Origin of the sequence: Bradyrhizobium sp. 1200_D9_N1_1 (assembly GCF_052075915.1) — a bacterium.
GTDB lineage: Bacteria > Pseudomonadota > Alphaproteobacteria > Rhizobiales > Xanthobacteraceae > Bradyrhizobium > Bradyrhizobium diazoefficiens.
In genome coordinates this window covers 588,614-615,489 of sequence record NZ_CP197226.1, presented here as the reverse complement: position 1 = coordinate 615,489, position 26,876 = coordinate 588,614, and the positions used below count along the sequence as shown (strand labels likewise).

The following is a 26,876-nucleotide window of genomic DNA, read 5'->3' as shown; positions in this document are numbered from 1 at the left end:
CCGATCGATCGGATCTGATGCCGCTCCCCGGGGCCTCCATCGCTTACGATCCCAGCTTCACCATCATTGCGCGCGCGTCGCTGAGGTCCGCAGTCTCGAAGCCTTCGGTGAATTTGCCATACACGGAAGCGAGAACATCGCGTGCATCGGCCGGATGCCCCTCACTCATCCTCATTCGTGCCACGCTGATCGCCGTCCTCAGCTCCCAGAACAATGCACCCTGGCTCCGCGCCACCTCGAACGCCTTGTCGAAGGCCTGCTCGGCACCGCCCGTCGAGCGGCGCGCGCCGGGGAGCAGCAGCAATTCGCCCTTTATGCGCAAGAGCTCGGCGACATACCATCCTTCGTCCCTTGCCTCGCATCGTGCGAGCGCCTCGTCGGCGGTCGCGAGCCCTTGCAACACCTCGCCGGCCTCTCCGAGACACACGGCGAGCTCGCCGAAGGGAAGCAGGAAACGCGGCAGGAAGCGCGCCTCGCCCGCGAGCTCGAGCGCCTTGCGCAGCAGCGGCAATCCGGTCGCTACGTCGCCCCGGCGCGAGATCAGCACGCCCCTGAAGGCGCGTGCCCATACGTTCCACAAGCGGATCGGGTGGCGTTCGGTGTGCTCGATCAGCATCGTACAATACCGCTCCGCCGCGTCGAGATCGCCGGCCAGGAAGGCAATCGGGCAAGCACCCTGCCCGAGGACGCTGCAGAATGTGAGTGCGTGGCCGCTCGTCCGGCCTTCCTCGACGTTGCGCTCGACGACGCTCAAGGCCTGATCCGCGAGGCCAAGCAGCCACAGGATCCGCGCCTGGAAGTAGTGAGTTGAGGCCCGCAGGTCGAACCGGAAACGGATGACCTGCGGCTTGGCCGCCAGATCCGAGAGGCGAGACAAGGTTCGCCCGATGTGATGATACGCCTGCCGCTGGTCGCCGAGATAGTGCAGCGTGGTTGCAAGAAGTCGGTCGGCCATCATCCGGTCGACAGGATTGCCGGAATCGGCTACGGCGTCCGCGAAACGATGCGCAAATTCGAGGGCCCTGCGGAATTCGCCATTGTTGAACTGATCGATGCAGAGTCCCCAAAGCGCGCGCAACAGGTAGTCCCTGTCACCGAGTTGCTCGGCCAGCTGAAGGGTCGCGGCCCAGGCGGGACCGGCCTCCCGGGCTCTTCCAACACCGTACATCAGCGACCAGCCGCGCGCGGCCGACAGCTGCATGCGAAGCCGCGGCGCGTTCGCAGCCGTCGGGTCGAGGCGCGCCAGAGCGAGTTCGGTCCGCTCGCGGCATTCGCTGAGGAGCGACAATTGCACCCAGAGCGGGACCGCGGCCGCCGTCAAGGCCGCTCCGACTTGCGCGTCTCCGCCGGACGAGAAGGCCCAATCAAGGCTCGTTCGCACGTTGTCGATGTGCCGGCCATAGATGGTGAGCCACTCCGCCTGCGGCTTCACTTCGCTGTCGGCCTCGGCGTTGGCAAAGAATCCGCAATAGTATTTCGCCTCGCGGCGGGCGGCGTCGGGATATTCTCCGCCCGCGTGCAGCTTCTCCAATGCATAGGCACGCGTCGTATCCAGCAAGCGATAATGAGGACTGTCGCGGCGAATATCGGCGACAACGAGCGACTTTGCCACCAGCCTGGCAAGCTGGCCGGTCACGTCGCCGATGTGCTCGCCGGCGAGCGCGATCACTGCATCGAGCTGGAATTCGCCGGCGAATATGCCGAGCTGCCGGAGCAGCCACGCCTCGTCGTCCGGCAGCAGGTCATAGCTCCAGTCGAGCGTTGCTCTCAGCGTTTGCTGCCTCGGCAACGCGGTACGACGGCCCGTCGTCAGAAATTTGAACCTGTCATCGAGAAGTGCCGCGATCCTCGGCGGGCTGAGCATGACTGCGCGCGCTGCTGCAAACTCGATCGCAAGCGGAATGCCGTCGAGCCGCCGGCAGATGGCTGCGATGGCGCCGATGTTCTCCTCGTCGGACGCGAAGCTTGAACCCAACGCCTTCGCTCTGCTCGTGAACAGCTCGACTGCGCTGTACGCGGAGGCGCCGGCGGGCTCGAGCCTGGCTTCAGGCGGCACGCCCAGAGGGAGCACGCGGTAGACGTGCTCCCCCTCGATGCGCAGCGCTTCTCGACTTGTCGCAACAATGAACGTCCCGGGACAGCGGCTGACAACGAGCTCGGCCACCTGGGCCACGGCATCAATGACGTGTTCGCAATTGTCGAGGATGAGCAACAATGGCCGAGGGCCGATCGCGCGTGCGATGGATTCAGGCGAAATCTCCTCGCCCTCGAGCTTGGTGCCGAGCACGCCGGCGATGACCGAGCAGACGAGCTTGGGATCGGACAGCGAGGCCAGTTCGACCAGCAACCGGTCAGCCGCCAAGCCGGTCGGCGGCGTTCTGGCTGCCTCCAGCGCCAACGCCGTCTTTCCGATCCCGCCGGGCCCGACCAGGCTCACCACGCGATAGGCCGACAGAAGCCGCCACAGATGTGCGATCGCGGCGGTGCGGCCGATGAGATCGAACGACGCGCTGGGAATGTTGGTCGACGGCAGCAACCCGGTTGCGGCAGATTGTAGCGGGGCGTCCATATGCCGGATCCGCCACGCTCCCAGCAAACGATAACCGCGGCCAACAGTGGTTGACAGCATGTCGCGGTCAGGACCAAGGGCTTTTCGGATCGCCGCGATATGTACGCGAAGTGCGCTCTCCTCGACAAAGACGCCCCGCCAGACGCGCTCCGTCAGGTCGTTCTTGGTGACGAGTTGGCCCTCCGCCTGAACCAATTCCGCAAGAATCTCAAAGGCACGCCCCCCCAAAGGAACGAGCTCTCCTGCCGAACGCAACTCGCGTCTGACAAGATCGATCTCCCATTGCGCATAAATGTAGACGGGACGCTGGCCTGGCTCAGCCATCATTGGGACAGCCCAAGCGGTTTCATCATTTTCAGTCCAGCTTACCATCAACCCTTTCGAAAGACACAGGTTGCCGGACGGCGCCGCCGCCGGCCCCCGTCTCGGAATGCGCGCTCTTCAGCAGCCGCGGCAGATCGATCCTTCCAGCATCTTCTCGAGCCGGGCGTCGTCCTTGTCGATGGTCGGGTCCGTGCCGAGCAACGGCCCCTTCGTCGCGCGACCACCACTGTCGGACGACGGAAGCGCGGTGCCCAGCGAGTTCGTTCCAGGCGCGGCGGCGCTCGTCCCGAGCGCACCGCCGCTTGCCATCGACATATGCGATCCCATGTCACCGCGGGCAGACGCAATGCCCGAGAGCGCTACGCAGGCGACGACACAAACAACAGGGATTAATCTCATTGCTCACACTCCAAATGTTCAAACGACCCGCCTCCCAGAAACGGGCATCAGACGCGTTTGACCACGCACAATCGCGCGAGGATTCTGACAACGTTGACAGAATCTTCCCGCAGGAGTGATGCACGTCCTCCGGGACTTCTCGACCGGACGACCTACATAGGATTCATCAAAAGAATTTTCGGAAACGCCACCAGCCGAGCAGCGATCATCGCCAAGCGACTCTCCGCACAGAGCAAGCAATGGAGAATCGCTATGAGTGTATTCAAAATCCTAATCGCTGCGGCGCTACTCTCAACGGCAACGATATCGTCCGCATCCGCCGCCTGGTCCTTCGCCGATCAGGAGCCGGCAGCCTTTGCATCGATGTACCCCGATCGCGACGTGCTGAATGGCGGCGCGCTGACGCCGGCCGGACGAATGGGCCTCGAGCGGCCGGGTGGTGCCGCGCCCGTATTCGCCGCGGGCCACTACCACGTCCGCAACTGGCATCGATGATGAGGCACCACAATCGAGCGTCATGCAGATGATGGCGTCCAAAATCCGGGAGTGCGGCCGCGCCATGCGGCGCACCCTGCCGGCTTCGAAACAAGGCCAATCACGTCGATCCGGATAGCCGGCCCGGCAGTTGCGAAACTTAACAGTTCTTCAGCATCTTAAGCCGGGCTCGCGGCAGCACCCGCGCTATATTCGGGACCCGACTTCTGCACGTGCACGCCCAGCGACCGCAATACGCGTCTCTCCCGGGCCGGCGCGGCCGAACGACACGTCGTCGGGTTTGGTATGTTCGAAACCCGGCAGCGCCATGGAGGCACCGCTTGATCACAGGCAGAACTGGCTACTCGATTTCGGGCAACGCGTGGCGCCTGGGAAAGCTCGTCATCTCCTGCGCCGTGCTCGCAGTCGGCAGCGCTTCCGCGGAGCCGCAGTACGACCCCGGCGCAAGCGATACCGAGATCCGGATCGGCAACATCATGCCCTACAGCGGTCCGGCGTCGGCTTACGGCATCATCGGCAAGACGATGAGTGCATACTTTCGCATGATCAACGACAACGGCGGAATCAACGGCCGGAAGATCAATTTCATCTCATATGACGACGCCTACAGTTCATCCAAGGCGGTCGAACAAGCACGACGGCTCGTCGAGGACGACGAGGTGCTCGCGATCTTCGCGCCGTTCGGCACGGCCAGCAATGCCGCCATTCAGAAGTACATGAACCACCGGCATGTGCCGCAATTGTTCGTCATCACCGGAGCGTCGCACTGGGCCGATCCCGAGCACTTTCCGTGGACCATCGGCTGGCTACCGAGCTACCGAACCGAGGCCCGCATCTATGCGGACTACATTCTGAGGCATCATCCAGGTGCCAGGATCGGCATTCTCCACCAGAACGACGACTTCGGGCGCGACTATCTGCTCGGGCTGAAGGACGTGCTCCAGGACAAGTACGCGCAAATGGTGGTTGCCAGCCTGCCATACGAGGTCAGCGAACCGACGATCGATTCACAGGTCGTCGCGATCAAGTCCGCCGCGCCCGACATATTCATCGACATAGCCACGCCCAAATTCGCCGCTCAGGCGATTAGGAAGCTCGCTGAGCTGGACTGGCATCCCATCCACATCGTGACGAACGTCTCGGTCTCGGTCGGCGCGGTGCTGAAGCCGGCCGGACTGGACAACGCAAAGGGAGTTCTCAGCGCGGGGTATCAGATGGACGTGACGGATCCGCAGTGGGACAGCCATCCGGGCATGCAGCACTTTCGCGCGTTCATGGCGAAATACTTTCCGGAAGCCGATCGATCGGAGAGCGGGCCTCTGGTGGCCTTCAACATGTCGAGCGCGCTCGTGGAGGTGATCAGACGCTGCGGCGATGATCTGACGCACGAGAGAATCATGCAAGTGGCCGCGGATCTCGATTTCGAACTCGAAGCCTACATCCCCGGCATTCGAATAAAGACATCACCAACGGACTTTCATCCGATCGAGCAGCTCCAGATGATGCGCTTCACCGGCGAGAGCTGGGAATGGTTTGGTCCGCTGCTCGATGGACGCGCTGACCAGGCGACGCCCTTGCCCGACTAGGACGCGAACCTCCCTGTGGGATGAGCCGTCGATGTCCGAAGTCAACGCACCGCGACGACTTCGTGCAAAGACGAAAATGTTCGTTCGATCAACACTGCGGATCCGACGCGCGCATGAACATGTCTCGCGTGCGGGCCGAGGCGTTCGGCGTCGCTTTCTCAAGGAGATGTTCGATGACTACACTGAAGCTCTTGTCGGCCGGATTCGTGGTCGCAGCCATGATTGCCTCCCCCGCGATGGCTCGCGAAGGCAACGCGAAGCGTACCAATGCCGAGGCTTATGCGTCGGCTCAGCGCGTTCCGGCCTCCTCCAAGCGCGGCTGCGCCCGTGCTCCCGACGTCGGTGCGTACGCAACCGCCCCCTGGCGGCGGCCGCCATGCGAGCCCACCTCGGGCTATTGAGTTCGCGAACCGGATCAAGTCCGGTTGACGCCGACTGGAAGTTGATCGTCTCAACGTTCCGGATTTTGACCTCTCGGCGGAAGGAAGGACGGCGGCTCACGATCAGGCCGCCGTTCTTGCGACCGGTGCACGTCTCTCGGACGCATTTCTGCTCCGGAGGTCTTGCGCTGACGATCCTCGGCGAAGTGAGTAAATGATGCTTCCGTTGCAGACGTCAGGCTTCTTCCGACCGCCTCTCCCATTGTGACACACGCCCGGCTGCTGTCACGAATTCGTGTATCGAACACGAGCGCGTCGGGTGCCAGCATCGACGATGAACGAAGCGTCGGACTGAGCGGGTCTTCTTGACATGCCGACGATCTCCCCTCTAGGAGACCTAGGCGCATTGACGCTTTCAAATTCTTGCCACGGGTCGGTGATCTCAAGGGCGGGCTCGTGATCTCCCCCTCGGATCACGGCAGCGAAGTTGATGCACGGACCCCTTATGTCATCTCCGGTTGATCGCACGTACTCTTTCGGACATTGGCTGATCGATTGCCAACGGAGGGAGCTGAGATACAACAACGTCGCGGTGCCGATCGGAAGCCGTGCATTCGAGATTCTCGAGAAGTTGGTGGGCTCCGCCGGCCTCCTGGTCACCAAGGACGATTTGATCGGAAGCGTCTGGTCGGGCCTGACCGTCGAAGACAACACGCTCCAGGTTCATATTTCGGCCGTCCGGAAGGCGCTGGGCGAGGATCGCAATCTGCTCAAGACGGTTTCAGGTCGCGGATACACGCTCGCTGGAACTTGGCGAAGCGGGCATTTGGATCATCCGGCGGCCGCACCGGTAACAATTCCGGCCGATGCGCTCTTTTCCAGCAACCTGCCGAGTATCCGCGCGCCTCTCATCGGTCGCGAGGATAGTCTGAGCGAATTGAGCGACGTGTTGTCCGCATATCGGGCCGTGACTCTTGTCGGCCCCGGCGGCATCGGAAAGACGAAGCTGGCGATCGAGCTCGCGCGCAGTGTCGCGCCTTCGTTCAACGATTCCGTAGCGCTGGTCGAGCTCGCGGCCCTGCAGGGTGCGGCTCTTGCGGCATCTGCGACCGCCCGTGCGCTCAGGCTCGCCTCGAATGACAAGGAAGTAACGCCCGCAAGCATCGCGCAGGCCATCGGGACCCGCCGCCTGCTTCTTGTCCTGGACAATTGTGAGCATGTGATCGAAGCGGCCGCGCAGATCGCCAGTGCCGTGCTCCACTATTGTCCGAACGTCACGGTTCTCGCGACCAGCCGCGAAGGCCTCCGCATCGACGGCGAATACGTTGCGGCCGTTCCGGCGCTGTCGGTCCCCGATCCCGATATGCACGCTCCCGATCTGCTGCTCCGGGCAAGCGCAGTGCAGCTGTTCGTCGCCCGAACGCGGGCGCTGCGTGCGAGCTTCGTTGCCGGCGCCGAGGAGCTTCAGAAGATCGCCGCCATCTGTCGCCGCCTCGACGGCATTCCGCTCGCACTGGAGTTTGCCGCAGCCCGGGCCGCCAATCTCGGAGTAGACGCCGTACTGCTCCGCCTGGACAAGCGCTTCGAGCTCCTGAATGGCGGCCGCCGCGACCAGCTGCCGCGACACCAGACCCTGCGGGCGACCCTGGACTGGAGCTACGATCTCTTGCCGCCGGCAGAGCAGAACCTGCTTTGCCAACTCGCGGTGTTTCCGGCCGGTTTCACGCTCGATGCGGCCAGTGCGATGATGGACGACACTCTGTCGCGGTCGGACGTCATCGAAACCCTGTTCAATCTGGTCGCGAAATCGCTGGTGTCGCTGGATCCCTCCTTCGAGGGACGATGGCGCCTCCTGGAGAGCACTCGCGCCTATGCGCTGGAGAAGCTCGCAGACGCAGGCCTCGTCGAGCAGGCTGCCAGACGGCAGGCCGTCTTTGTCAGGCAGATCATCGCGCCGCTCGGCGATGCCTCTCCCGCTCCCGACGACATCTCCCGTTTCGCCCAGGAGATCGGAAACGTGCATGCGGCGCTCGATTGGGCGTTCTCGCCCGGTGGAGATACGGCGCTTGGAATCGAGCTGACGTCCGGCTTCGTTCCGGTATGGATGCAGTTGCTGTCCTTCGTGGAATGCTCAACGCGGATCGAGCACGCTCTTGCGCATTTCAGCCCCGGGTTCACCTGCGTTCCGAAGCTCAAGGCGCAGCTCTATGTCGCGCTGGGATTCGCACTCCTCAACACCACGGGGTCGGCCGATCGCATGAAGGCGGCGCTGAGCATCGGTCTCGCGCTCGCCGAGGAATTGTCCGATCTCGAGCTTCAGCTCAAGGCGGTCTGGACCTTGTGGAGCTATAACCTCAACTCGGGCCAATATGCCGCGGCCAAGGACGTCGGCGAACGCTACCTCGAGATCGCGCTGCGCACCGGAAATCCCGCCAACGAGGCGGTAGGCCGTCGCCTGATTGGCGCTGCCGCCCATTTCTTCGGCGCGCAGGAGGTTGCACGGCGCGAGCTGACCTTGTCCCTGGACGATTCGGCCCACGGATTGAGCGGCGGCACGAACCTGATGTGGTTCCTGCTGAATCAGAGCGTTCTTGCCAAGGCGATGTTGGCTCGCGTGCTGCTGTTGCAGGGAAAGATCGCCCAGAGCAGATCGCTGGCCGCCGAGTGCCTCCAGGACGCCGAGCGTGAGAAGGACAAGCTTGCGATCGCCTACGCGCTCCGGAACGCCGTCTGCCCGATCGCGCTGATGACGCATGATCTCGCCGCCGCCGATCAGGCAATATCCTCCCTTCTCGAGCTCGTCACACGCGAAGGAATAGCTTTCTGGACGAGCTGGACGTCTTGCCTGAAGGGGCAGCTGTTGGTTTTGCAAGGCAACCATGACGACGGAATAGCGCTGCTGCGTAGTGGCCTGAAAGCGCGGACCGAGAACGGATGGCTGATGCGCAATCCCGAGTTTCTCGGATCGCTCGCCGAAGGCCTGCTCGCGAGCGGCGAGGCTGCGCAGGCCCTGGCCGCGGTGGAAGAGGCCTTGTCCATCTCGCGGCAAGGCCGGCAATTGTGGTGCCTTGCGGACCTGCTGAGGATAAAGGCTGAAATTCTTCTGGCCAATGGCCCATCCGAACTCTCGCGATCCGAATTGCTGTTCGCCGAGGGACTATCCGTGGCCCGAGAGCAGCAATGCAGCTTCTACGAGCTGAAGGTTGCGGCGGCCTGGGCAAGGATCATGGCGAAGTCGAACCGTCAGCAGACGGCACTTGATCTCGTTGGTCCGGTCAGCGCTCTGTTCGATCAGGAGATCGATCTTCCCGCACTCACGTTTGCTCGCGCTCTGGCTGAAATACCGGGCATCTCGCTTTCGACATACGACGGCGAGCGGCCCCCGTCTTGCACCTGCCACTAGGTTGCGATGACGCTTGAGGCCTGCAATTTCGCCTCAGCATCCCGGTGGCAGGATCGGCGACACGCCCGGCGTTGGCGCTGCACCCGAGGCGTTGGCCGGCAACACCGTCGCGGGCTGCGCCAGATTCATCGAAACCCCTTCCGCGCAAGCCGAGCTGTTCGGGCTGGGTACGACGGCGGCGTTCGGGTCGATGCCCGTGCCGCCGGCGCCGCTGGTATCCGCCAGGATCGTGCCGGGCGCGGGGCTTGCAGGCACCTGCGGAATCGAAAGCGGCAGAGATGCCGCGCTCGTCACCTGCCCTCCGGGCGTTGAGCTGCATGCCACTGTCGCACCTGTTCCCGCCGGCGCGGCCGTGGAGATTGTCCCGATGGAGCTGCCGTTCTGTCCCGTGACCGGCAGGATCGGGGCCGCGATGCCCGATGTCGAAAGGCCAGTGCTCGATACGGTCGGTGTCGCCGGCAACGGCGTTGGCGAGGTCGCCGGCGGAGCACAGACGACCACCGTCCCGGGCGTCGTCGGATCCGAGGCGAGCGGAACCGGCGCCAGCGTCGTATCCGGAACGCCCGGCACGGTCGTTGCCGAAAACGGCCCCGGACTGTTGAGCGGCGAGATCACGATCGCGCCCGGCACTGTCGGCAGATCCATTGCCGTGCTGCCGGTCGTTGCGATCTGTGCCTGGCCCGGAGAGATGCCGAGCAGCAGAGCCATCGCCGTTGCGAACGCGATCCGCATCATCTTTGGTGCCCTAACTCACTTCGCTCTTGCGAACCGTGACCTTGCTGCCCTCTGCCAGATTGACCGCGGGATTGAGCACGACCTGATCGCCGGGCTGCACGCCGTCGCGCACTTCCACCGTGGTGCCGAAATCCCTGGAGATCGAGACCTGCTGAAAATGAACCGTACCATTCCGCACGACCGCGACATGGAGGCCGTTCTGATCGAAGACGAGCGCATCGGACGGGATCGTCGTCGAGGGCGTCCTGCGCGGGATCGATAATTCGACCGTGCAATAGATGCCGGGACTGAGCAGGCCATCGGGGTTGGGCACGTCGATCTCGGTCAGCAACGTCCGGCTCCCCGGCTGCAGCGCGGTCGCGATCCGCGTGACCTTGCCCGCAAACGTCCGCCCCGGAATCTCGGGAACGCGGATATCCGAGTCGACGCCCGGAGCAACGCCGAAAGCCTCGTCCTGCGGCACGAAGACCTGGGTTCGGATGACATTGGAATGCATCATCGTGAACATGAAGGTGGAGCCGGCCTGCACTAGGCTGCCATTGTCCACGTTGCGCTGCGTGACCACGCCGTCGAACGGCGCCACCACGCGCTGGTAGGACTTCTCCTGCTGGAGCACGCGAATCTGCGCCTCTTGCGCCGCGATGTTCGACTGCGCGACGCCCACCGCGCCCTGCTGTGCGCGCAGGGTAAGACGATCGTTATCGCCCTGTTGCGCCGTCAACCAGCCCTGCTTGACGAGATTGCTGTCGCGCGAATTGGTGACGTCGGCCAGTTCTCGGCTCGCTTGCGCTTGCTGAAGTGCGGCCTGGTCCTGCGCGAGCGTCGCCTGCGCCTGCGCGATCTGCTGGTCCAGCTCGGGAGCGGTGATTTCCACGAGGAGATCGCCCTTCTTCACTCGATCGCCGATGTCGACGTAGCGCTTCTCGATATAGCCGCTGGTCCGCGCAAAGATGTTGGCAGCCTCGAACGCGGTCGTCGTCGCCGGCAAGGTGACCTTCATGAGGTCGCCGCTAGCCTGGACCGTCGCCACGCGAACTTCCGGAACGTTGGTCCGAACCTGCTCTGCCACTGCGGCGACCTCACGCGCGGCCTCATAGTGCCGCCAGCCGCCGATGCCCAGACCGCCCGCAAGTAGCAGGAGCACGCCTCCCCCGAGCAGCGGACCACCGTAACGGCGCTTGGATCGTGCGACCTTGCCCGGCAGCTCCACGATCCTGAGGCTCTCCGCTCCGGGGCGGTCTGCTGCCTCGTCGTCATCGGACCGTTCGCGAACATCACTCATTCCGGTTGCTCCTCGAATACGCCGTGGCGGGGCTTGCCGTCGTTGCCCTTGCGCAGCATGGCGAAGAGATAAGGCACGATCAGCAAGGTGGTCGGAGTTGCGAACAGCAGGCCGCCGATGACCGCCCGCGCGAGCGCTGCATTTTGCTCCTCACCCGGCCCGCCGATCGCCATCGGGATCATGCCCACGATCATCGCCGCCGCGGTCATCAGCACCGGCCGGATCCTCGTCCGGCCCGCGCTCAGCGCCGCCTGGAAGGCGGAATGTCCCTTCAACTGCTCGTCCCGCGCGAACGTCACGAGCAGGATGGAATTTGCGGAGGCAACGCCGACCGCCATGATGGCTCCCATCAGCGAGGGCACGTTCAGCGTGGTCCCGGTGACGAACAGCATCGTCACGATGCCGCAGAATGTCGCCGGCAGCGCCATGATGACGACGAAGGGATCTCCGAAATTCTGGTAGTTCACGACCATCAGCAGGTAGACGAGAATCGCCGCGAACAGCAGTCCAATCCCGAGATCGCGGAACGACTGATGCATGCTCTGGATCTGTCCCAGAACCTGGATCGAATTGCCGGGCTGCAGTTGCTTCTGAAGGGTGGACGTCACCTTGTCGATATCGGACGCGACGCTGCCGAGATCGCGGCCCTGGACGCTCGCATAGACGTCGAACACCGGCTGGACATTGGCCTGGTTCAAATTGGTCGGAACGGTGCCCCGCTTGAAGGTGGCGACATTGCTGAGGAGGCCAGGCACCGTCTGCCCGCTTGCGGCGAGCGATGCCGACACCGGCGTGTTGCCCAGGGAGTTCAGCGAGTTGGCCCTGTATTCGGGTGTCTGCACGGCCAGGTAATAGGGGATGCCTGACGTCGGATCAGTCCAGAAATTCGGCGAGACCTGCGCGGACGAACTGAGGCTGACATTGATATTGGTCGCCACCGTGCTCGCATTGAGACCCAATTGCGCGGCGCGAGTGCGGTCGATATCGGCGTAGAACGCGGGAGCATCGACCTCCTGCTGCAGATGCGCGTCGACGACACCGGGGATCGCCGCAAGACTCTTCTGCAGCTCCTTGGCCACGGCCAGGTTGTTGCTGCCGTAACCGACGGTGCGGACATCGATCTGCGCCGGGAGACCGAAGTTCAGGATTTGCGTGACGATATCGGCCGCCTGGAAATAGAACGTGTCCTCCGGAAATGCCGACGGCAGCACCTGCCGCAGCTTCCTGATGTAGTCCGCAGTCGGCTTGTGCCCGTCCTTCAGCGATACGAGAATGGTGCCGTCGTTCACCCCGATCGTGGAGCCGTCGGTGAATGCGAGATTGTAGGGCCGCGCCGGGAGGCCGATATTGTCGACGATCAGCGCCCGGTCGCGCTTCGGAATAACTTCGCGGATCTTGTCCTCGACCGCCTGGAAGATCGCTTCCGTCCGCTCGATGCGCGTGCCCGCGGGCGCGCGAACATGGAGCTGGATCTGGCCGCCGTCGATCAGGGGATAGAAATCCCTTCCGACATAGACGAACATGGTGGCTCCGAGCGCCAGCACCAGCACGGCGACGACGGGCACGATGACGCGACGACGCAACAATGTCAGCAGGAGATCGGAATAGCCGTCGCGCAGGTGCTCGAACCCGCGCTCGAACGCGGCGGAGGCGCGCGCGAATATGTTCGACGATCGCTCGCCCTCGCCATGACGCCGCTCGCCCTTCAGCAGCAGGCCGATAGTGATCGGCGTGAGCGTCCGCGACAATCCGTACGACGCCAGCATCGCGAACACCACGGCGAGGCCAAGCGGCGTGAACAAATATTTGGCCGGGCCTTCCAGAAATACGACCGAGGTGAACACGCAACTGATCGCGAGCGTGGAGACCAACGTCGGAATAGCGATCTCGGCGGCTCCGTGCAGGGTCGCTTCCGACAACGGCATGCCCTCTTCGGTCCAGAGCCGGTGCGTGTTCTCGATCGTCACCGTCGAATCGTCCACAAGGATACCGACCGCGAGGGCAAGCCCGCCGAGCGTCATCGTGTTGAGGGTCTCGCCGAGAAAATACAGGACGACCAGCGAGGACAGCATCGCCAGCGGGATCGAGATCAGGACAACCAGCGTCGATCGCCAAGACCCCAGAAACACCAGGATCATCAGCGCCGTCAGGCCGGCCGCGATCGCTCCTTCGCGCAGCACGCCATTGACCGAATGGGTGACGAATATCGACTGATCGAACAACTCGTTGATCTTCAGCCCCGCCGGGGCCGACGCGCGGATCGACGTCAAGGCCGCCTTCACGCCGTTGACGACGGCGAGGGTAGAGGCGTTCCCGTTCTTGATGACGCTGAGCAAAACGGCCCGGTGGCCATCCTCGCGGACGATATTCTGCTGGACCTGGGCACCGTCGCGGACCTGGGCGACGTCCTTCAGGAAGATCGTGGCCCCGTTGGCGAACTTGACCGGGATCATGTTGAGATCCTGGATCGTGGCCGGCGTTGCGTTGGTTCGAACGGTGTACTGGGTGTCGCCGATCTTCGTCGTGCCGGTCGGCAGCGTCAGATTCTGGGTGTTGACCGCATTGACGATGTCGAGCGGCGTCAATCCGCGCGACAGCAGCTTGTTCGGATCGATATCGACCATGATCTGCCGGTATTTGCCGCCGGCAGGCGTGGGAAGGGTCACGCCCGGAACGGGAGCCAGTTGCTGGCGGACCCGGTAGATGCCGAAATCGTAGAGTTGCTGCTCGTTCAGGCTGTTTGACTCGAGGCTGAGCTGGAGCACCGGGACGCTCGAGGCATTGAACTGCACGATGATCGGCGGCTGGATGCCCGGCGGCATCAGGGCACGGATGGCATTGGTCGCCGAGACGATCTGTGAGATCGCGAGATCGAGATTGACGTCCGGCTGAAAGTAGATCTTCTGAACCGAAAGGCCGTTGAGGGTCTGTGCTTCGATATTCTTGATTCCGGTGACGTTGGCGCTGATCGAATATTGGCTGTAGGTGCTGACGCGCTGCTCCATCTCCGGCGTCGAGAGGCCAGTGTAGCTCCAGATGACCGTGACAACGGGGATCCGAATCTCCGGGAAAATATCCGTCGGCATCGACCGGATCGCGATCCCGCCGAGAAACAGGATCAGCGCGGCAAGCACATAAAATGTGTGCGGAAGCCGTAGTGCGAAGCGAACAATTCCCATGGTGGTCTGCCTGGAGCGAGGGACGCGGGATCTTCGGACAGGTGAGGACGGTCGGAGCTCCGTTCAAATGAAAACGAATTCAGACGTTGCATACGGCGGCGCGTGGCGCATCCTGCGCGGCGAGCATCACGGCCCGCTTGACCTTGGCAAAGGCACGAATCTCGATCTGTCGAACCCGTTCGCTGGAGATGGACAATTCGCGGGCCAACTGATCGAGCGTCACAGGGCATTCCGTCAGTCGCCGCGCCTCGAAGACATGACGTTCCCGCGCCGCAAGCCCGCCCAGCGCAACCCGCAAGGCTTTGGCACGCCGCTCCGTCTGCTCGTGATCGGCGAGCATCGTCTCGGCGTCGACCGCCCCATCGACCAGCAAGGCTTCCAGCTCGGTTCCGCTTTCCTCGCCACCGACGCGCGCGTTCAGCGACATGTCGCCATTGAGCCGCGCATCCATCTCGATCACCTCACGCGCGGTCACATCGAGCTTCCCGGCGATCAATTCGGCGACGTCAGGCGTGAGCCCTGACATCACGCTGCCGGTGGCTTTCCTGATCTCGCTGCGGAGCTTGAAGAACAGCTTCTTCTGCGCAGCCGTCGTCCCGATCTTGACCAGGGACCAGGAGCGCAGGATGTACTCGTGAATGGCGGCCTTGATCCACCAGATCGCATAGGTGGAGAAACGCGCGCCGCGGCCGGGCTCGAAGCGTGACGCTGCGATGACGAGGCCGAGATTCGCTTCCGCGATCAGGTCGACCATCGGAAGTCCGTATCCCTTGTAGCCGCGCGCCAGCTTGGCGGCGAGCCGGAGATGGCTGGTGACGAGCGCGTCGGCTGCGCCGCGGTCTCGTGTCTCGTGCCAGCGACGTGCCAGCTGCTGCTCCTGACCTGGCTCGAGCAGTTCGTAGCGTCTGATGGCCGCGGAATACGCGCTGAGGAACGGTGCCGATACCGCTGCGCCCGCAGCGGCGACGGAAGCACTCCTCGCAACTTCGTGGCTAGTCTGCATCTGTCACTCCCACACTCCAGGCCGGCTGATCGATCTCGAAGGCATTGCGCATCATTTGGCTCATCCCATCAGGTCGGCGTCTGCGTGCCGCAATGTCCGGGACCGGCAGGTGGCGGCCTTGTCCGCCCGTCCGGTCCAGGCGAGGATCTCGATCCGCCCTCCGGGCGCGGGACCGACGATCAGCCGGAAGCCATGCAGCTTGACGATGGCGGCCACCAGGCTCAGCCCCAGCCCGACGCCCGGCGTGTTGCGCATCTTGTCGGAGCGATAGAACCGCCGCAGCACCGCCTCTCGCTCCTGCTCGCGGATGCCGGGGCCTGTGTCGCTGACGCGCACGAGCGCCGTGCCGTCCTCCGCTTCCAGCGCGAGCTCCACCCGTCCGCCCGATGGCGTGAACTTGACGGCATTGTCCACGAGATTGGCGACCGCCTCGAACAGCAGGTCCCGGTCGCCCCACACCTGCACATTGCGCTCGATGACGACACCGAGGGCGATGCGCTTGTCCTCGGCGATGGGTTCGTAGACGTCGCACACTTCCCGCAGGATCTCGTCGAGCGCGACCTCGCCAAAGCCGGCCATGCGGCGATTGTTCTCGATCTCGGTCAGACGCAGCAGGGCGGTGACGATCGCGAGCGACTGGTCGATGCCGGCGATCGCCTTGTCGGTAATCTCCTGGAGGTCCTCCAGCGTTGCCGCATGCGTGCGCCCGCGCTCCAGCGCCAGGCGGACGCGCGTGAGCGGCGTCCTGAGATCATGGGCGATGTCGTTGCCGACGCCGGCGAGCGCGTTGATCATCGTCTCCATCTCGTCGAGCATGCCGTTGACGATCCCGGCCAGCCGCGCGAATGGATCGTCCGTTCCGCCCTCCGGGAGCCGCTCGCGCAGCTCGCCGGCCACGATGCGCTGGACCCGTTGGTTCACCTCCTCCACGCGTCTCTGGGCGCGGATGCTCAGCCAGGCGCCAGCCAGCAGACAGAGGCTGAAGGCCGGCAGCAAGCCCAGGGCCAGCGCCTGCCCCACCACGCTCGATATCTCGCGCGTCTCATCGACGTTCCGTCCCATCACCAAGACATCGCCGCCATCGAGACGTCTGCCGACCGCCCTGACGACCGGAACGTGGGCTGCCGGCTTTTCGAACAGGTCGAGCCGCACGCCCTGCACCGCGCCATCAAGCCCCAGCTCGCGCGGCAAATGGTCGATGTTGCCGGCCAGCCTCGTGCCAGCGGCATCGAACAGTCCCGCGTATTGCACGCCCCTGGAATCCTGCCCGAGATGATCCGCGATCGCGCTGATGCGGCGGGCCGGCGGCAGGTCTGCGATGAAGTGAATCCGTGTGGTGATCATGCGATCGGATCGCGCGACCAGATAGTCGTCGAGCTTCCAGTAGATGAACGCGAACAGGCCGACCACGAACAGCGCGAAGGCGGCCGCCACGGCCAGGGCCCAGAGGAACGTGCTGGAGCGGATCAGCTGGCTCTGGTGCATCTCGCGCCCCTATAGCCGCGAACGCAGAACGAAGCCGGAGCCTCGGACGTTGTGGATCAGCTGCACCTCTCCGGGACCGTCGACCTTGTGTCGGAGCCGACCCATATGCACATCGATCAGGTTCGTGGTCGCCGGGACGAACTTGTAATTCCAGACCTCCTCGAGCAGCATCGCGCGCGTCAGCAGCTGATCGTTCCGGCGCATCATGTATTCGAGCAGGCGGAATTCGCGCGGCAACAGTTCGAGCTCGCGCTCGCCGCGTCGCGCGGTCCGCTCGATCAGGTCGATCTCGAGCGGCCCGACATGCAGGATGGTTTCGCGGCTGTCGGTCGGACGGCGCAGCAGCGCCTCGATCCGCGCGACCAGCTCGATGATCGCGAACGGCTTTGTGAGATAATCATCTCCGCCCATGCGTAATCCGCGCACCCGGTCGTCAACCGCGCCGAGCGCGCTCAGGACCAGCACGGGCGTCCTGACCTGGTCCTTGCGTAGCGCCTCGATGACGGCCAGCCCGTCCATTCCCGGCAGCATGCGATCGACGATCATGGCATCAGGGCTCGATGTGCGCGCGCGGTCGAGACCGTCGACGCCGTCGCCGGCCCATTGCACCTCGAACCCGCGATCGGCGAGCTCGGCGACAATTGCCTCGGCGGTCTCGGCGTCGTCCTCGATCAGGAGAATCCGGTTCATGATCCTCGTTCCGCGTTCCGCACGCCGTTTCGGCGCGCGGTGAGGAAGCGAGGGTTCAGCGGCACGCGGTCTCATGCTCAATGCCCGCCCGCGTCGAACGCGCGGCCCTGATGCCGCCTGACGCCGGCCACTCGCTGCGGTACAGGATAGGCTCGCGTCGCATGGGGCACCATTGAATTGCAATTCATGGTGCGGACCGCGCGCCTCGCGAGCAGCGCCAGTGCAAGGGCGATGCGTGTTGCCAATGTCGTGATCATCTTCCGGGCTCCGCTGCCAACTGCGCTGATCGAACATATGCCGTCAACGCACGCGCTGTAGTTTCAGGGGCCACGGATGTTATGCATTCGCACGATCGTGGTTGCGACGCCGCATCGGGTCACGGGCGGTTGAACTGCGGTGAGCAAATCGTGCGTTTGAATCGCGACTGATCGTTCACACGTCGATGACGAGCCGGCTTGGTTCGGCCTGATGTCATCAATGGAGAGAGCGAATGACCACGTCCAAACTGTTGTCGATGGGATTGATCGCAGCCGCCATGCTGGGCGGCCCCGTCATGGCGCGCGAGCACCATCGCGTCGTGCAGCAGCCCGCGGTGGAAGCCGATACGGTCGCGACGAGCGCGCCATTCTATCCGGGCGAACGCGCCTGCATTCCGGCACCGCGCGTCGGCGCCTTTGCCACCGCGCCGTGGACCGGCAACAACGTGCCTTGCGAGCCGGGCACGGGCAGCTTCTGATTGCACCAACGCGGCCGGCCGGATGGCTCCGCCGGGCGCTTCACATCGAATGACAGGGAGCGGGCTGTTCGATTCAGCCCGCTCTCTTGCGTGCGTTGCCACCACGCGCGGCGCGTTCACCTTCGCGCGCGGCGCCTGATGTCTGACGCGGAATTCAGTTGGATTGCCGCGCGGCGCACCTACCTCTCCTGCATCACACGCCCGGTCACCAGCAGCCTCGCGCGCACAGCACGATCCGGCAGCGGGCCTCAGGGATGACCGGGCAGCTCAACACGAGAGGAGTTTTCCATGAAACGAGCCATCATGATTCTGGCAACAGCAGCGCTCGCCTCGACGCTCGCCATCGGCGCGGCCGACGCGCACGGTGGAGGAGGTGGAGGTGGCGGCCACGGCGGCTTTGGCGGTGGCGGCTTCGGCGGTGGACATGCGGGCTTTGGCGGCGGCGCGCATTTCGGCAGCATGGGGCATGAGGGCGGCTTCGGCGGCGGCGCCCGGTTCGGCGGCGAGCACCTCGGCTTCGGCGGTCATGCCGACGGTCTCCGCCAGCACGCGTTTCACCACTTCGGCCGCTACCGGCCCGGATATGGATTCTACGGCGCCTATCCGGATTGCTATGATTGGTACGAGTTGCATCCCAACCAGCCGTTGCCGCTGAGCTGCAGCTAGCCCCAACCGCTCAACAGCCATCGGCCCGGACTGACCAAGGCGTATTGCCGTCGTCGTCAAAGATAAAGGCGACGAAACGCGTCGTACCCTTGCGAAGCCAAGATGCTCTCTCGAGAGCATCTTGGCTACCGAACGACTAACAGACTCAATGTTTTCCATGCCGTTCCAACACGAGCCCACTGTTACAGGCTTGAGTTCTACCGGCTCGCTCCAAAATGACGACCGCTCTGATCGCGCAGATTGTCCGATTTGCTCGTCCCGACATCCAAATCTACGACGCGCACGTTTGAGCAAGGGCCCGAGCCTGCGCTGAGAGCGTCAGCAGCGCAACAGTTGGCATGTGCCGGCATCGCGCTTCAGTCGCCGAGCGGCCCATTTGAATTTCCGTCCGTCCCCTTCAGCAACTCGTATTTGATCCGTCGCATCCGTGTCTGGGCTTCGAGCGGCTTGCAATAGGCCGTCGACGCGGCGAGCAGATCGATGGCCGCGAGAAGGGCATAGCGCGACGCGGTCGGCTTGAGCGCATCGGGCGCTTCGGGCACGTGCACCCCGAGCGCAATATCGGCGATTGAGGCCAGCCTGCTTTGCGGCCTGGTAATCGCGACGACCAGGGCGCCGTATTGCTTGGCGATACCGGCTGCCTCGATCACCTCGCTCGCTGCACCCGTGGTCGAGATGGCGACGACGACATCCTCCTCGCCAAGGGTCGCCGCGATCATGCGCATCAAGCTCGGGTCGGAGGTGTGAGAGACGGCGATCCCGAGACGAAAGAAGCGATTCTGGACCTCCATCGCCGCAAGGGTCGAGCCGCCGCCCACGCCGAAGGCTGCAAGTTTCGAACAGCGCGAGATGGCTTCGGCAGCCCTCTCGATGTCCTCCTTCCGTAGTCCCTCTTCGGCAGCAGCGATTGCGCGACGAATTTCCTGGAACACCGACCGCCAGAGAGCGGGGCGCGCCAGATCCGTGCCGACATGCGGGGGCAGCTCAACGTAAATCCGCCCAACCGCCATGGCTTGAGCCAGCCTCACCTTGAGGTCACGGACGCCGCGACAGCCGACGGAGCGACTGAACCTGGTCACTGTCGGCTCACTGACACGCGCGCTGCGAGCCAGCTCCGCATTGCTCGCGTGAATGGCAAACTCGACGTCGGCCAGCAGCGCCATGGCAACACGCTGCTCCGAGGGGCTGAGACTCGGAGCACTCTGTCTGATGACAGAGATGATGTCGCCGGCCACGAACGCGTCGCGACGCGACGGGGTCGAGACTGCCGTCCCCGCGGCTTTCGCCGGGTGAATTCGCTTCGCACGCGGCATGCGCGCCCTTCCTCAAGTCGGATTAACCTGCGCCCTTGACCAGGAGATCGTCGTAAGAAACCTTCAGCCTCGATCAATCCACGTATCGACAGATCGGCAGTCTACCGCAATTTTCTACTTGAAACTTAGCATATTCTGTATGTAACTTTCAAACAAACGATAACGCGCCGCCGGGTCAACGCCTGAGGGCGCATCCCCTGCAGGTGAAGGCAGGCGGCTGAAACAAGGTGGGAGGGGCGATCATGAGATGCGACCTCAGTGTCTTGATGCGCGGCGCCGTTGGGATCGCCACCGCATTGTTTCTCAATGCACAGGCCAGCGCGGCCACCCTGCTTCGCGAAGCCACCATCGGCGAACCGCCGCCACTTGACGTCATGCTGACGACTGCCGACGTCGCATCGGTCATCGGCCGCCACATCTTCGAAACACTGTATGCGCTGGACTCGGCCTATACGCCGCGCCCGATGCTGGCCGAGAGCGATCGCGAGGAAGACGGCGGCAAGACCATCGTCATCAAGCTCCGCGAAGGCGTTCCCTTCCACAACGGCAAGGAGATGACCGCCAGGGACGTGGCCGCCTCGCTGACGCGGTGGGGCAACTTCGGTGCGCGCGGCAAGCTCCTGATGGCCGCAGCCACGTCGGTCGAAGCGACGGGAAAGTACGAAGTCACGCTGAAATTGTCCGCGCCGAACGGCGCCTGGAAGAATCTCATTGCGGACGTCAATGGTGGCCTTGCGATCTATCCGGAAGAAATCGCCGCCAATGCCGGCAACCGGCCGATCGAGCAGAAGGACTATATCGGCACCGGGCCTTACAAGTTCGTGGAGTGGCGGCCGAACCGCTATGTCGAGGTGGAGAAATTCGATGGCTACAAGCCGGTGAAGGAAAAGGGCGACGGGTTCGCCGGCGCCCGCATCGCCATCTTCGACAAGATCCGGTTCATTCCGGTCCCGGACGTCGGCACCCGCGTGAGCGGCGTGCAAGCCGGCGACTACGACTATGCGGAAATGATCTCTGGCGATCTGTACGAGTCCCTGAGCAAGGACCAATCGGTCCAGGTGCAGCGTACGAACGCGTCGATCTTCGGCCTTTTCTTCATGAACTCGAAGCAGGGAATCCTGAAGGACAACTACAAGCTCCGCCGCGCCATCCAGACCGCGCTGGACAAGTCGCAGGCCCTGCGCGTCGCCTTCGGCTCCAAGGATCTGTGGAACGCCGAGGGATCGATCTTTCCCAAGGGCACGCCCTGGTACTCGGCGGAAGGCGTTTCCGGCTACAGCCCGCACGATCCAAAGAAGGCCAAGGAGCTCGCCAAGGAGGCGGACTACACGGGGACTCCGATCCGCCTTCTGGTCTCGACAAACTATCAGGCGCACTACGACGAAGCCTCCGTCTTCACTCGCCAACTGGCCGACGCCGGGATCAATGTTCAGATGATGGTCGTCGATTGGGCGACGCTTCTGAAGATGCGAGGCCAGCCGGAACAGTGGGACATCTTTGTCACCCACCATTCGTTCTCGCCCGATCCGCTGCTCCTCACGTTCCTGAATGCGAGTTATCCCGGGTGGTGGGACAGTCCCGAGATCAGTTCGCTTCGGGCCGAGCTGATCAAATCGACCGATCCGACCGCACGCAAGTCGACATGGGACAAGATCCAATCGCTGATCTACGATCAGGTGCCGGTCATGAAAGTAGGCGATGCCTACACCTATGACATCGCTTCTCCCAAGTTGAAGGGACTGAACCCGAACGGTCCCGTGTTCTGGAATGTGTCCACGAAGTAAGGACGGGCAATGAGACCGCTGGGAATGTCGAGCGCCGTCACCGGCGCGCATCATCGCCGCTGATCAGCCGCACAATCACATGTGGTCTTACGCACTCAAGCGCGCGGGAACGACGGCGGTGACGCTTCTGGCGGCGTCCGTTATCATCTTTGCCTTCATCCATATCGTTCCGGGCGATCCCATCTACGTCCTGCTCGGTGACACCGCGACCCCCGATCAGATCGACGCTCTGCGACACCAGCTCGGTCTCGATCAACCGATCATCCTGCAATATCTGACCTGGACCGGCCATGTGCTCGAGGGCAACCTCGGACGGTCGATCTTCTTCCAGGCGCCGGTGCTGTCGGTGATTGCCGACGGTGCCGAGACCAGCGCCTTGCTCGCCACCATGACGATGATCTGGGTTACGCTCATCGGCGTGCCGATCGGCATGATCGCGGCGGTTCGGCACGGCACCTGGCTCGACCAGGGGCTATCCGGCGCGGCGATGCTGATGGCCTCGATTCCCACGTTCTGGGTCGGGCTCTATTTGATCCTGATCTTTGCCGCGTGGCTTGGCTGGTTTCCGAGCTCCGGTTATCCATCGATCTTCGAAGGCGGGCTCGTCAATCTCCGCTATCTCGTCCTCCCGAGCCTGGCGCTTGCAGCGCCGAATGCCGCGCTGATTCTGCGGCTGACGCGCGCCAGCATGCTCGACGTCGCCCGCGAGGATTACGTGCGCACGGCGCGTGCAAAGGGCATCCGGCCCTGGCAGGTCGTGGTTCGGCACATCCTGCGCAACGCGCTCCTGGCGGTGGTCTCGGCATTCGGCTTCACCTTCGCGGCGCTGCTGTCCGAAGCGGTGGTGACCGAAACGGTGTTTGCCCTGCCGGGTATCGGCCGCCTCGTCGTACAGTCGATCCTCCGCCGGGACTATCCGGTGATCCAGGGCGTCATTCTGGTCATCGTCGTCGTGTATCTCCTGATCAACCTGATCGTCGATCTGAGTTATCGCCTGCTCGATCCGCGGGTCGAACTCCAATGAGCCGCGACGGTGCGACCCTTTGGTTGAAGCCATTCATCGCGCGCCCGATCGCACTGGTGGGGCTCGGCCTCCTCCTGGGGACCGTGCTTGCCGCGACTTTCGCGCCCTGGCTCGCACCTTACGATCCCTACGCCATCGACCCGTCGATCCGACTGACACCTCCGAACGCGCTTCATTGGTTCGGTACCGACCAATTTGGCCGGGACACCTTGTCACGCGTCATCCACTCGGCGCGCATGGCGCTCCTGATCGGTTCGGGCGTGGTCGTGTTCGCGCTTGCGACAGGCGTGCCGGTCGGCGTGCTGTCCGCCCTGTTTCCCCGGCTCGGTCACCTGTTGATGCGCATGATCGATGTGCTCATGGCATTCCCGAGCCTGCTGCTCGCACTCGGTCTGATCGTCGTCCTCGGCCCGAGCGTGGCCAATGCCATTCTGGCGATCGGGCTCGGCTACATGACGACGACGACGCGCATCGTTTACGGTCTGACGCTGCGCTTGCGCGTGGAGACCTATGTCGAGGCATCCCGCAGCATGGGCGCCGGAACGGCATGGCTCATCGGCAAGCACATCCTGCCGAACCTGATCTCTCCGCTTCTTGTGCAGGCCAGCTTCGTCTTCGCGTTCGCGCAGCTTGGCGCGGCATCGCTCGATTTCCTGGGCCTGGGCGCTCCGCCGGAGATTCCGAGCTGGGGCAACATGCTGGCGGAATCGCGCACCTTCATCACCCGAGCCCCGTGGCTGCTGTTCTTTCCGGGCATGATGATCGTGGCGACTGCATTTTCGCTCAACCTGGTCGGCGATGCACTGCGCGATCGTCTCGATCCCCGGTTCCGTCAGGTCTTTAGCGAGAAGGGCTAGATCGTGCTGTCCGTTCGCGACCTTACGGTGTCATTGGGCTCGGAGACCACACCGGTCGACATCGTCGCCGGCGTGTCCTTCGAACTTGGCAAGGGCGAAATCCTCGGCCTCGTCGGCGAATCCGGCTGCGGCAAGAGCATGACCTCGCTCGCGGTGATGGGATTGCTGCCGCAGCCCGGCCCGCGGATCCGGGCCGGCCGGGTCCTGCTGGAAGGCTGCGACGTGACGCAGCTGCAGCCCTGGCAGCGCGTCGAAGCGGGCCACGGCCGGATGGCAATGATCTTTCAGGAGCCGATGACCTCGCTTAACCCGGTTCGTCGGATCGGCGATCAGATCGCCGAAGCCGTGCGCGTGCATGATCGATCTTCCGGTCCCCCGGCGATCGCCCGGGCGCGCGAGCTGCTCGAGCTGGTGCGCATGCCAGATCCCGCAATGCAGCTCTCGGCGTATCCGCATCAATTGTCCGGCGGCCAGCGCCAGCGGGTCATGATCGCGATCGCGCTCGCCTGCCGGCCTCAGGTTCTGATCGCGGATGAACCGACCACGGCACTGGATGTCACCATCCAGGTGCAGGTTCTCGGGCTGCTGCGCGAGCTCTGCAACCGCCTCGACATGGCGATGTTGTTCATCACCCACGACATGGGGGTGATCGCGCAGCTCGCCGATCGTGTGTCGGTCATGTATGCGGGCCGGATCGTGGAGACCGCGGGCGTCGAAGCGTTGTTCGGCAGACCGCGCCACCACTACACGCGCGGACTGATGGACTGCATGCCGTCGCGGAATTCCGGCGCGCGCCGCCTGCCAACCATAGCGGGCCAGCCGCCGGCGCCCGGCACAGTCGGTGCCGGCTGCGTCTTTGCCTCGCGGTGCGCAGCAGTGCGCGAGTCGTGCCGCACGGCGGCCCCGCCGCGCGCGGAGGTTTCTCGAGGACACGAGGTGCTCTGCGCCTTCCCCCTGGACGGCGGGGAATCGCGATGAACGGAAACGCCGTCCTCGACATTCGGGATCTGAGAGTCTCCTTCAGCGTCAGGCGCGCCGGCCGAAAATATCAGGTGCGGGCGGTGGATGGTGTGTCGCTGTCGCTGGCAGAGGGTGAGGTGCTTGGGATCGTCGGCGAGTCAGGCTGTGGCAAGACCACGCTGGGCCGGTCCATCGTGGGGCTGGCCCGGCCCGACAGCGGCACCATCAGCTTCAAGGGAACGGACATGACGGGCGCCAGCCTTCGCAACATGCGCCTGAACATCCGGATGGTCTTCCAGGATCCCTATGCATCGCTCAACCCGCGGCGGTCGATCGGAGACTCGGTCGCGGAGGCTGGCGATATCAATGGTTTCTTCACCAGTCGCGCCGAGCGCAGCGCGGCGATCGCCACCACGCTGACGGCGGTCGGCCTGGATCCGTCTTTCGCCGCGCGCTATCCGTACGAACTGAGCGGCGGGCAGCGGCAACGGGCCGGCATCGCACGAACAATCCTTCCCTCACCGTCCATCGTGATCGCCGACGAGCCGGTCTCGGCCCTCGACGTGTCCGTGCAGGCCCAGGTGCTCAATCTGATGATGGATCTGCGTGAGCAGCTGAGACTGTCGATGCTGTTCATCTCCCACGACCTCGGCGTCATCGGACAAATCAGCAATCGCGTTGCGGTGATGTATATGGGGCGGATCGTGGAGCAGGCCGCAACGCGGACGGTTTTGGACGATCCGCGCCATCCCTATACACGTTCGCTGGTGGCGGCAATTCCGAAGCCGGACCCATCCAAGCGGATTCTCGGCGCGATCGAAACGGGTGAACCGCCAAGCCTCTTCAAGCGGCCAAGCGGCTGCGCCTACGCCCCACGTTGCCCGATAGCCAGCCATCGCTGCCTGGTCGACGTTCCCGAGCTTCGGTCTGCCGGCGCGGACGGTAGAGCAATTGCCTGCCATAACGCGTAGCCGGATTCGTGGGCCTGTCGGATCGACTTCGCGCGACCAGGAAACCGATGGCGTACGGCCAGGACCGGGCACGGAGACGAACGACGTCGCATTCAACCTTCACGCCACCGTCAACGAGCGCAACCACGCTAAGCGAGCGATGGCCCCTTCCGCCAATTCTTGTAGCAGCACGACCTGGGTTTGATCGCCGGCGCTTTCGGCGCTCTCCAGGTAGCCGTCGGCCAGCGCTTCCGAGATCGTCTCCGCGTCGCGCTGTTCGAGTGACACCGGGAATTTCCCGATGCCCTCGGCTTTCTCGGACATCTGCATCGTCTCTTCAACAAGCTCCCGTGTGCGGACCGCTGCAGCCCCGGCGAGACCGCGTTCCAAGTCGGCAAGCTGCGCTGCGAGACGGAGCTCCAGTGCGCGCGCATCGATCTGCATCACGGCCGAATCGTCGCGCCCCCTCCGTTCGGTTTGCTCATGCTCCTTATGGTAGGCGCGACGCCGTTCCTTCCTCAGTGTCGAGATATGTCCGAGTTCCTCACGCGCCATGGCTTCGGCGGCCTGCTTGATCTCCAAATCCCGGGAATAGGCGGCGACGTAGGACCAGAATGCGAAGGCGCGTTCCTCGTTGCGAACCGCCATGGCCAAAGCGCGGTAGGGGGTCGTCAGCCGGGAGGTTTCGATCTCCCTTGCCGTCTCGGCGTCGAAGGTTTCGGGCGCCTCCCATCGAACCAGTGCCGGATCCGGCGCCTTGCCGCGGCGCGATTGTGACCATCTTGCGACGCTGTCGACATGTTCGCGCTCAGCGGCGGCGAGGTTAGCGAAGACCTCGGCCAGGGCATCCTTGTTCTGCCGTCGCATCTCCTCCGCCAACGCGGAGTATCTTTTCGCAGCCTCCTCTTCCATGGCGTTGGCGAGAGCGAACAACTCGTCGAGCGACTCGAGCGTTCCGGCCGGCTCGCTCATCAGCAGCGAAGTTCGTAGCAACGGCATGACGAGATCCTCACGGAACAATTGGCGAGCTTGATCCAGCGCAAACACTCTTTCGGT

At 63.8% G+C, this 26,876-nt stretch carries 21 protein-coding genes and 1 pseudogene; 11 read left to right on the top strand and 11 right to left on the bottom strand.

The genetic code is table 11. The features are described 5' to 3' along the window. Window positions 1-43 precede the first annotated feature (43 nt). Window positions 44-2,893, bottom strand: a complete 2,850-nt coding sequence (locus tag AB5K84_RS02880) for an ATP-binding protein (RefSeq protein WP_246716325.1) — start codon at window positions 2,891-2,893, stop codon at window positions 44-46. A gap of 117 nt (window positions 2,894-3,010) precedes the next feature. Then, entirely contained in the window at window positions 3,011-3,208 is a 198-nt protein-coding gene (locus AB5K84_RS02875) for a hypothetical protein (protein ID WP_231166614.1), read from the bottom strand. A 336-nt stretch (window positions 3,209-3,544) separates the two neighbouring features. Here AB5K84_RS02875 and AB5K84_RS02870 point away from each other — a divergent pair, with 336 nt between their 5' ends. The 4 genes and pseudogenes from AB5K84_RS02870 to AB5K84_RS02855 form a co-directional block, all read left to right on the top strand. Beyond that, entirely contained in the window at window positions 3,545-3,787 is a 243-nt protein-coding gene (locus AB5K84_RS02870; protein WP_028175300.1) for a hypothetical protein, read from the top strand. A 320-nt stretch (window positions 3,788-4,107) separates the two neighbouring features. After that, window positions 4,108-5,373: an ABC transporter substrate-binding protein gene (locus tag AB5K84_RS02865; RefSeq protein ID WP_038966681.1), complete on the top strand. Its 1,266-nt coding sequence runs from the start codon at window positions 4,108-4,110 to the stop codon at window positions 5,371-5,373. Between the two features lie 173 nt (window positions 5,374-5,546). Continuing rightward, window positions 5,547-5,774: a hypothetical protein gene (locus AB5K84_RS02860; RefSeq protein ID WP_074076402.1), complete on the top strand. Its 228-nt coding sequence runs from the start codon at window positions 5,547-5,549 to the stop codon at window positions 5,772-5,774. Between the two features lie 469 nt (window positions 5,775-6,243). Beyond that, window positions 6,244-6,543 (top strand): annotated as a pseudogene (locus tag AB5K84_RS02855) (winged helix-turn-helix domain-containing protein); the annotation flags it as partial. Window positions 6,544-9,189: 2,646 nt separating this feature from the next. On the opposite strand, the gene AB5K84_RS02850 reads toward AB5K84_RS02855, so the two are convergent. From AB5K84_RS02850 to AB5K84_RS02820, 7 genes are all read right to left on the bottom strand, one after another. Next, window positions 9,190-9,891 (bottom strand): hypothetical protein, encoded by a 702-nt coding sequence (locus AB5K84_RS02850; protein WP_038966682.1) that lies wholly within the window; start codon window positions 9,889-9,891, stop codon window positions 9,190-9,192. Window positions 9,892-9,901: 10 nt separating this feature from the next. Further along, window positions 9,902-11,173: an efflux RND transporter periplasmic adaptor subunit gene (locus AB5K84_RS02845; RefSeq protein WP_011083132.1), complete on the bottom strand. Its 1,272-nt coding sequence runs from the start codon at window positions 11,171-11,173 to the stop codon at window positions 9,902-9,904. After that, entirely contained in the window at window positions 11,170-14,352 is a 3,183-nt protein-coding gene (locus AB5K84_RS02840; protein ID WP_011083133.1) for an efflux RND transporter permease subunit, read from the bottom strand. Before AB5K84_RS02840 ends, AB5K84_RS02845 begins: the two co-directional genes overlap by 4 nt. 79 nt (window positions 14,353-14,431) lie before the next feature. Continuing rightward, on the bottom strand, window positions 14,432-15,355 hold the full coding sequence (rpoH, locus tag AB5K84_RS02835; RefSeq protein ID WP_011083134.1) for an RNA polymerase sigma factor RpoH: 924 nt from the start codon (window positions 15,353-15,355) through the stop codon (window positions 14,432-14,434). A 60-nt stretch (window positions 15,356-15,415) separates the two neighbouring features. Further along, entirely contained in the window at window positions 15,416-16,840 is a 1,425-nt protein-coding gene (locus tag AB5K84_RS02830) for a HAMP domain-containing histidine kinase (protein ID WP_011083135.1), read from the bottom strand. A 9-nt stretch (window positions 16,841-16,849) separates the two neighbouring features. Continuing rightward, window positions 16,850-17,530 carry a response regulator transcription factor gene (locus AB5K84_RS02825; RefSeq protein ID WP_028175307.1) on the bottom strand — a complete coding sequence of 227 codons (681 nt, stop codon included), beginning with the start codon at window positions 17,528-17,530 and terminating at the stop codon, window positions 16,850-16,852. A gap of 77 nt (window positions 17,531-17,607) precedes the next feature. Then, entirely contained in the window at window positions 17,608-17,787 is a 180-nt protein-coding gene (locus AB5K84_RS02820) for a hypothetical protein (RefSeq protein ID WP_074076403.1), read from the bottom strand. 233 nt (window positions 17,788-18,020) lie between these two features. Between AB5K84_RS02820 and AB5K84_RS02815 the strand changes: the two genes are divergently transcribed. Next, a complete protein-coding gene (locus AB5K84_RS02815) occupies window positions 18,021-18,266 on the top strand; it encodes a hypothetical protein (RefSeq protein ID WP_028175308.1) in 246 nt (81 codons plus the stop codon). 288 nt (window positions 18,267-18,554) lie between these two features. Beyond that, entirely contained in the window at window positions 18,555-18,932 is a 378-nt protein-coding gene (locus AB5K84_RS02810) for a hypothetical protein (RefSeq protein WP_011083138.1), read from the top strand. Between the two features lie 356 nt (window positions 18,933-19,288). Here the strand turns inward: AB5K84_RS02810 and AB5K84_RS02805 are convergent, their stop codons facing one another. Beyond that, window positions 19,289-20,245 carry a MurR/RpiR family transcriptional regulator gene (locus AB5K84_RS02805; RefSeq protein WP_011083139.1) on the bottom strand — a complete coding sequence of 319 codons (957 nt, stop codon included), beginning with the start codon at window positions 20,243-20,245 and terminating at the stop codon, window positions 19,289-19,291. Window positions 20,246-20,487: 242 nt separating this feature from the next. On the opposite strand from AB5K84_RS02805, the gene AB5K84_RS02800 reads away from it, so the two are divergent. The 5 genes from AB5K84_RS02800 (at window position 20,488) to AB5K84_RS02780 (ending at window position 25,841) form a co-directional block, all read left to right on the top strand. Then, window positions 20,488-22,029: an ABC transporter substrate-binding protein gene (locus AB5K84_RS02800; protein WP_038966683.1), complete on the top strand. Its 1,542-nt coding sequence runs from the start codon at window positions 20,488-20,490 to the stop codon at window positions 22,027-22,029. A 79-nt stretch (window positions 22,030-22,108) separates the two neighbouring features. Beyond that, window positions 22,109-23,053, top strand: a complete 945-nt coding sequence (locus tag AB5K84_RS02795; protein ID WP_011083141.1) for an ABC transporter permease — start codon at window positions 22,109-22,111, stop codon at window positions 23,051-23,053. Between the two features lie 23 nt (window positions 23,054-23,076). Beyond that, window positions 23,077-23,910, top strand: a complete 834-nt coding sequence (locus tag AB5K84_RS02790; protein ID WP_231166612.1) for an ABC transporter permease — start codon at window positions 23,077-23,079, stop codon at window positions 23,908-23,910. Window positions 23,911-23,913: 3 nt separating this feature from the next. Further along, entirely contained in the window at window positions 23,914-24,888 is a 975-nt protein-coding gene (locus tag AB5K84_RS02785) for an ABC transporter ATP-binding protein (RefSeq protein ID WP_011083143.1), read from the top strand. Beyond that, on the top strand, window positions 24,885-25,841 hold the full coding sequence (locus tag AB5K84_RS02780; RefSeq protein ID WP_011083144.1) for an ABC transporter ATP-binding protein: 957 nt from the start codon (window positions 24,885-24,887) through the stop codon (window positions 25,839-25,841). Before AB5K84_RS02785 ends, AB5K84_RS02780 begins: the two co-directional genes overlap by 4 nt. A 99-nt stretch (window positions 25,842-25,940) precedes the next feature. Here AB5K84_RS02780 and AB5K84_RS02775 read toward each other — a convergent pair whose 3' ends face one another. Beyond that, complete coding sequence (locus AB5K84_RS02775; protein WP_038966686.1) at window positions 25,941-26,819, bottom strand: ferritin-like domain-containing protein; 879 nt, start codon at window positions 26,817-26,819, stop codon at window positions 25,941-25,943. Window positions 26,820-26,876 lie beyond the last annotated feature (57 nt).

Bases quoted from the DNA above. Each gene is read 5' to 3' on its own strand.
- AB5K84_RS02850 (WP_038966682.1), bottom strand. From the start codon at position 9,891: ATGATGCGGATCGCGTTCGCAACGGCGATGGCTCTGCTGCTCGGCATC.
- AB5K84_RS02820 (WP_074076403.1), bottom strand. From the start codon at position 17,787: ATGATCACGACATTGGCAACACGCATCGCCCTTGCACTGGCGCTGCTC.
- AB5K84_RS02840 (WP_011083133.1), bottom strand. From the start codon at position 14,352: ATGGGAATTGTTCGCTTCGCACTACGGCTTCCGCACACATTTTATGTG.
- AB5K84_RS02775 (WP_038966686.1), bottom strand. From the start codon at position 26,819: ATGCCGTTGCTACGAACTTCGCTGCTGATGAGCGAGCCGGCCGGAACG.
- AB5K84_RS02845 (WP_011083132.1), bottom strand. From the start codon at position 11,173: ATGAGTGATGTTCGCGAACGGTCCGATGACGACGAGGCAGCAGACCGC.
- AB5K84_RS02880 (WP_246716325.1), bottom strand. From the start codon at position 2,893: ATGGCTGAGCCAGGCCAGCGTCCCGTCTACATTTATGCGCAATGGGAG.
- rpoH (WP_011083134.1), bottom strand. From the start codon at position 15,355: ATGCAGACTAGCCACGAAGTTGCGAGGAGTGCTTCCGTCGCCGCTGCG.
- AB5K84_RS02805 (WP_011083139.1), bottom strand. From the start codon at position 20,245: ATGCCGCGTGCGAAGCGAATTCACCCGGCGAAAGCCGCGGGGACGGCA.
- AB5K84_RS02830 (WP_011083135.1), bottom strand. From the start codon at position 16,840: ATGCACCAGAGCCAGCTGATCCGCTCCAGCACGTTCCTCTGGGCCCTG.
- AB5K84_RS02780 (WP_011083144.1), top strand. From the start codon at position 24,885: ATGAACGGAAACGCCGTCCTCGACATTCGGGATCTGAGAGTCTCCTTC.
- AB5K84_RS02860 (WP_074076402.1), top strand. From the start codon at position 5,547: ATGACTACACTGAAGCTCTTGTCGGCCGGATTCGTGGTCGCAGCCATG.
- AB5K84_RS02795 (WP_011083141.1), top strand. From the start codon at position 22,109: ATGTGGTCTTACGCACTCAAGCGCGCGGGAACGACGGCGGTGACGCTT.
- AB5K84_RS02875 (WP_231166614.1), bottom strand. From the start codon at position 3,208: ATGTCGATGGCAAGCGGCGGTGCGCTCGGGACGAGCGCCGCCGCGCCT.
- AB5K84_RS02800 (WP_038966683.1), top strand. From the start codon at position 20,488: ATGAGATGCGACCTCAGTGTCTTGATGCGCGGCGCCGTTGGGATCGCC.
- AB5K84_RS02810 (WP_011083138.1), top strand. From the start codon at position 18,555: ATGAAACGAGCCATCATGATTCTGGCAACAGCAGCGCTCGCCTCGACG.
- AB5K84_RS02825 (WP_028175307.1), bottom strand. From the start codon at position 17,530: ATGAACCGGATTCTCCTGATCGAGGACGACGCCGAGACCGCCGAGGCA.
- AB5K84_RS02815 (WP_028175308.1), top strand. From the start codon at position 18,021: ATGACCACGTCCAAACTGTTGTCGATGGGATTGATCGCAGCCGCCATG.
- AB5K84_RS02870 (WP_028175300.1), top strand. From the start codon at position 3,545: ATGAGTGTATTCAAAATCCTAATCGCTGCGGCGCTACTCTCAACGGCA.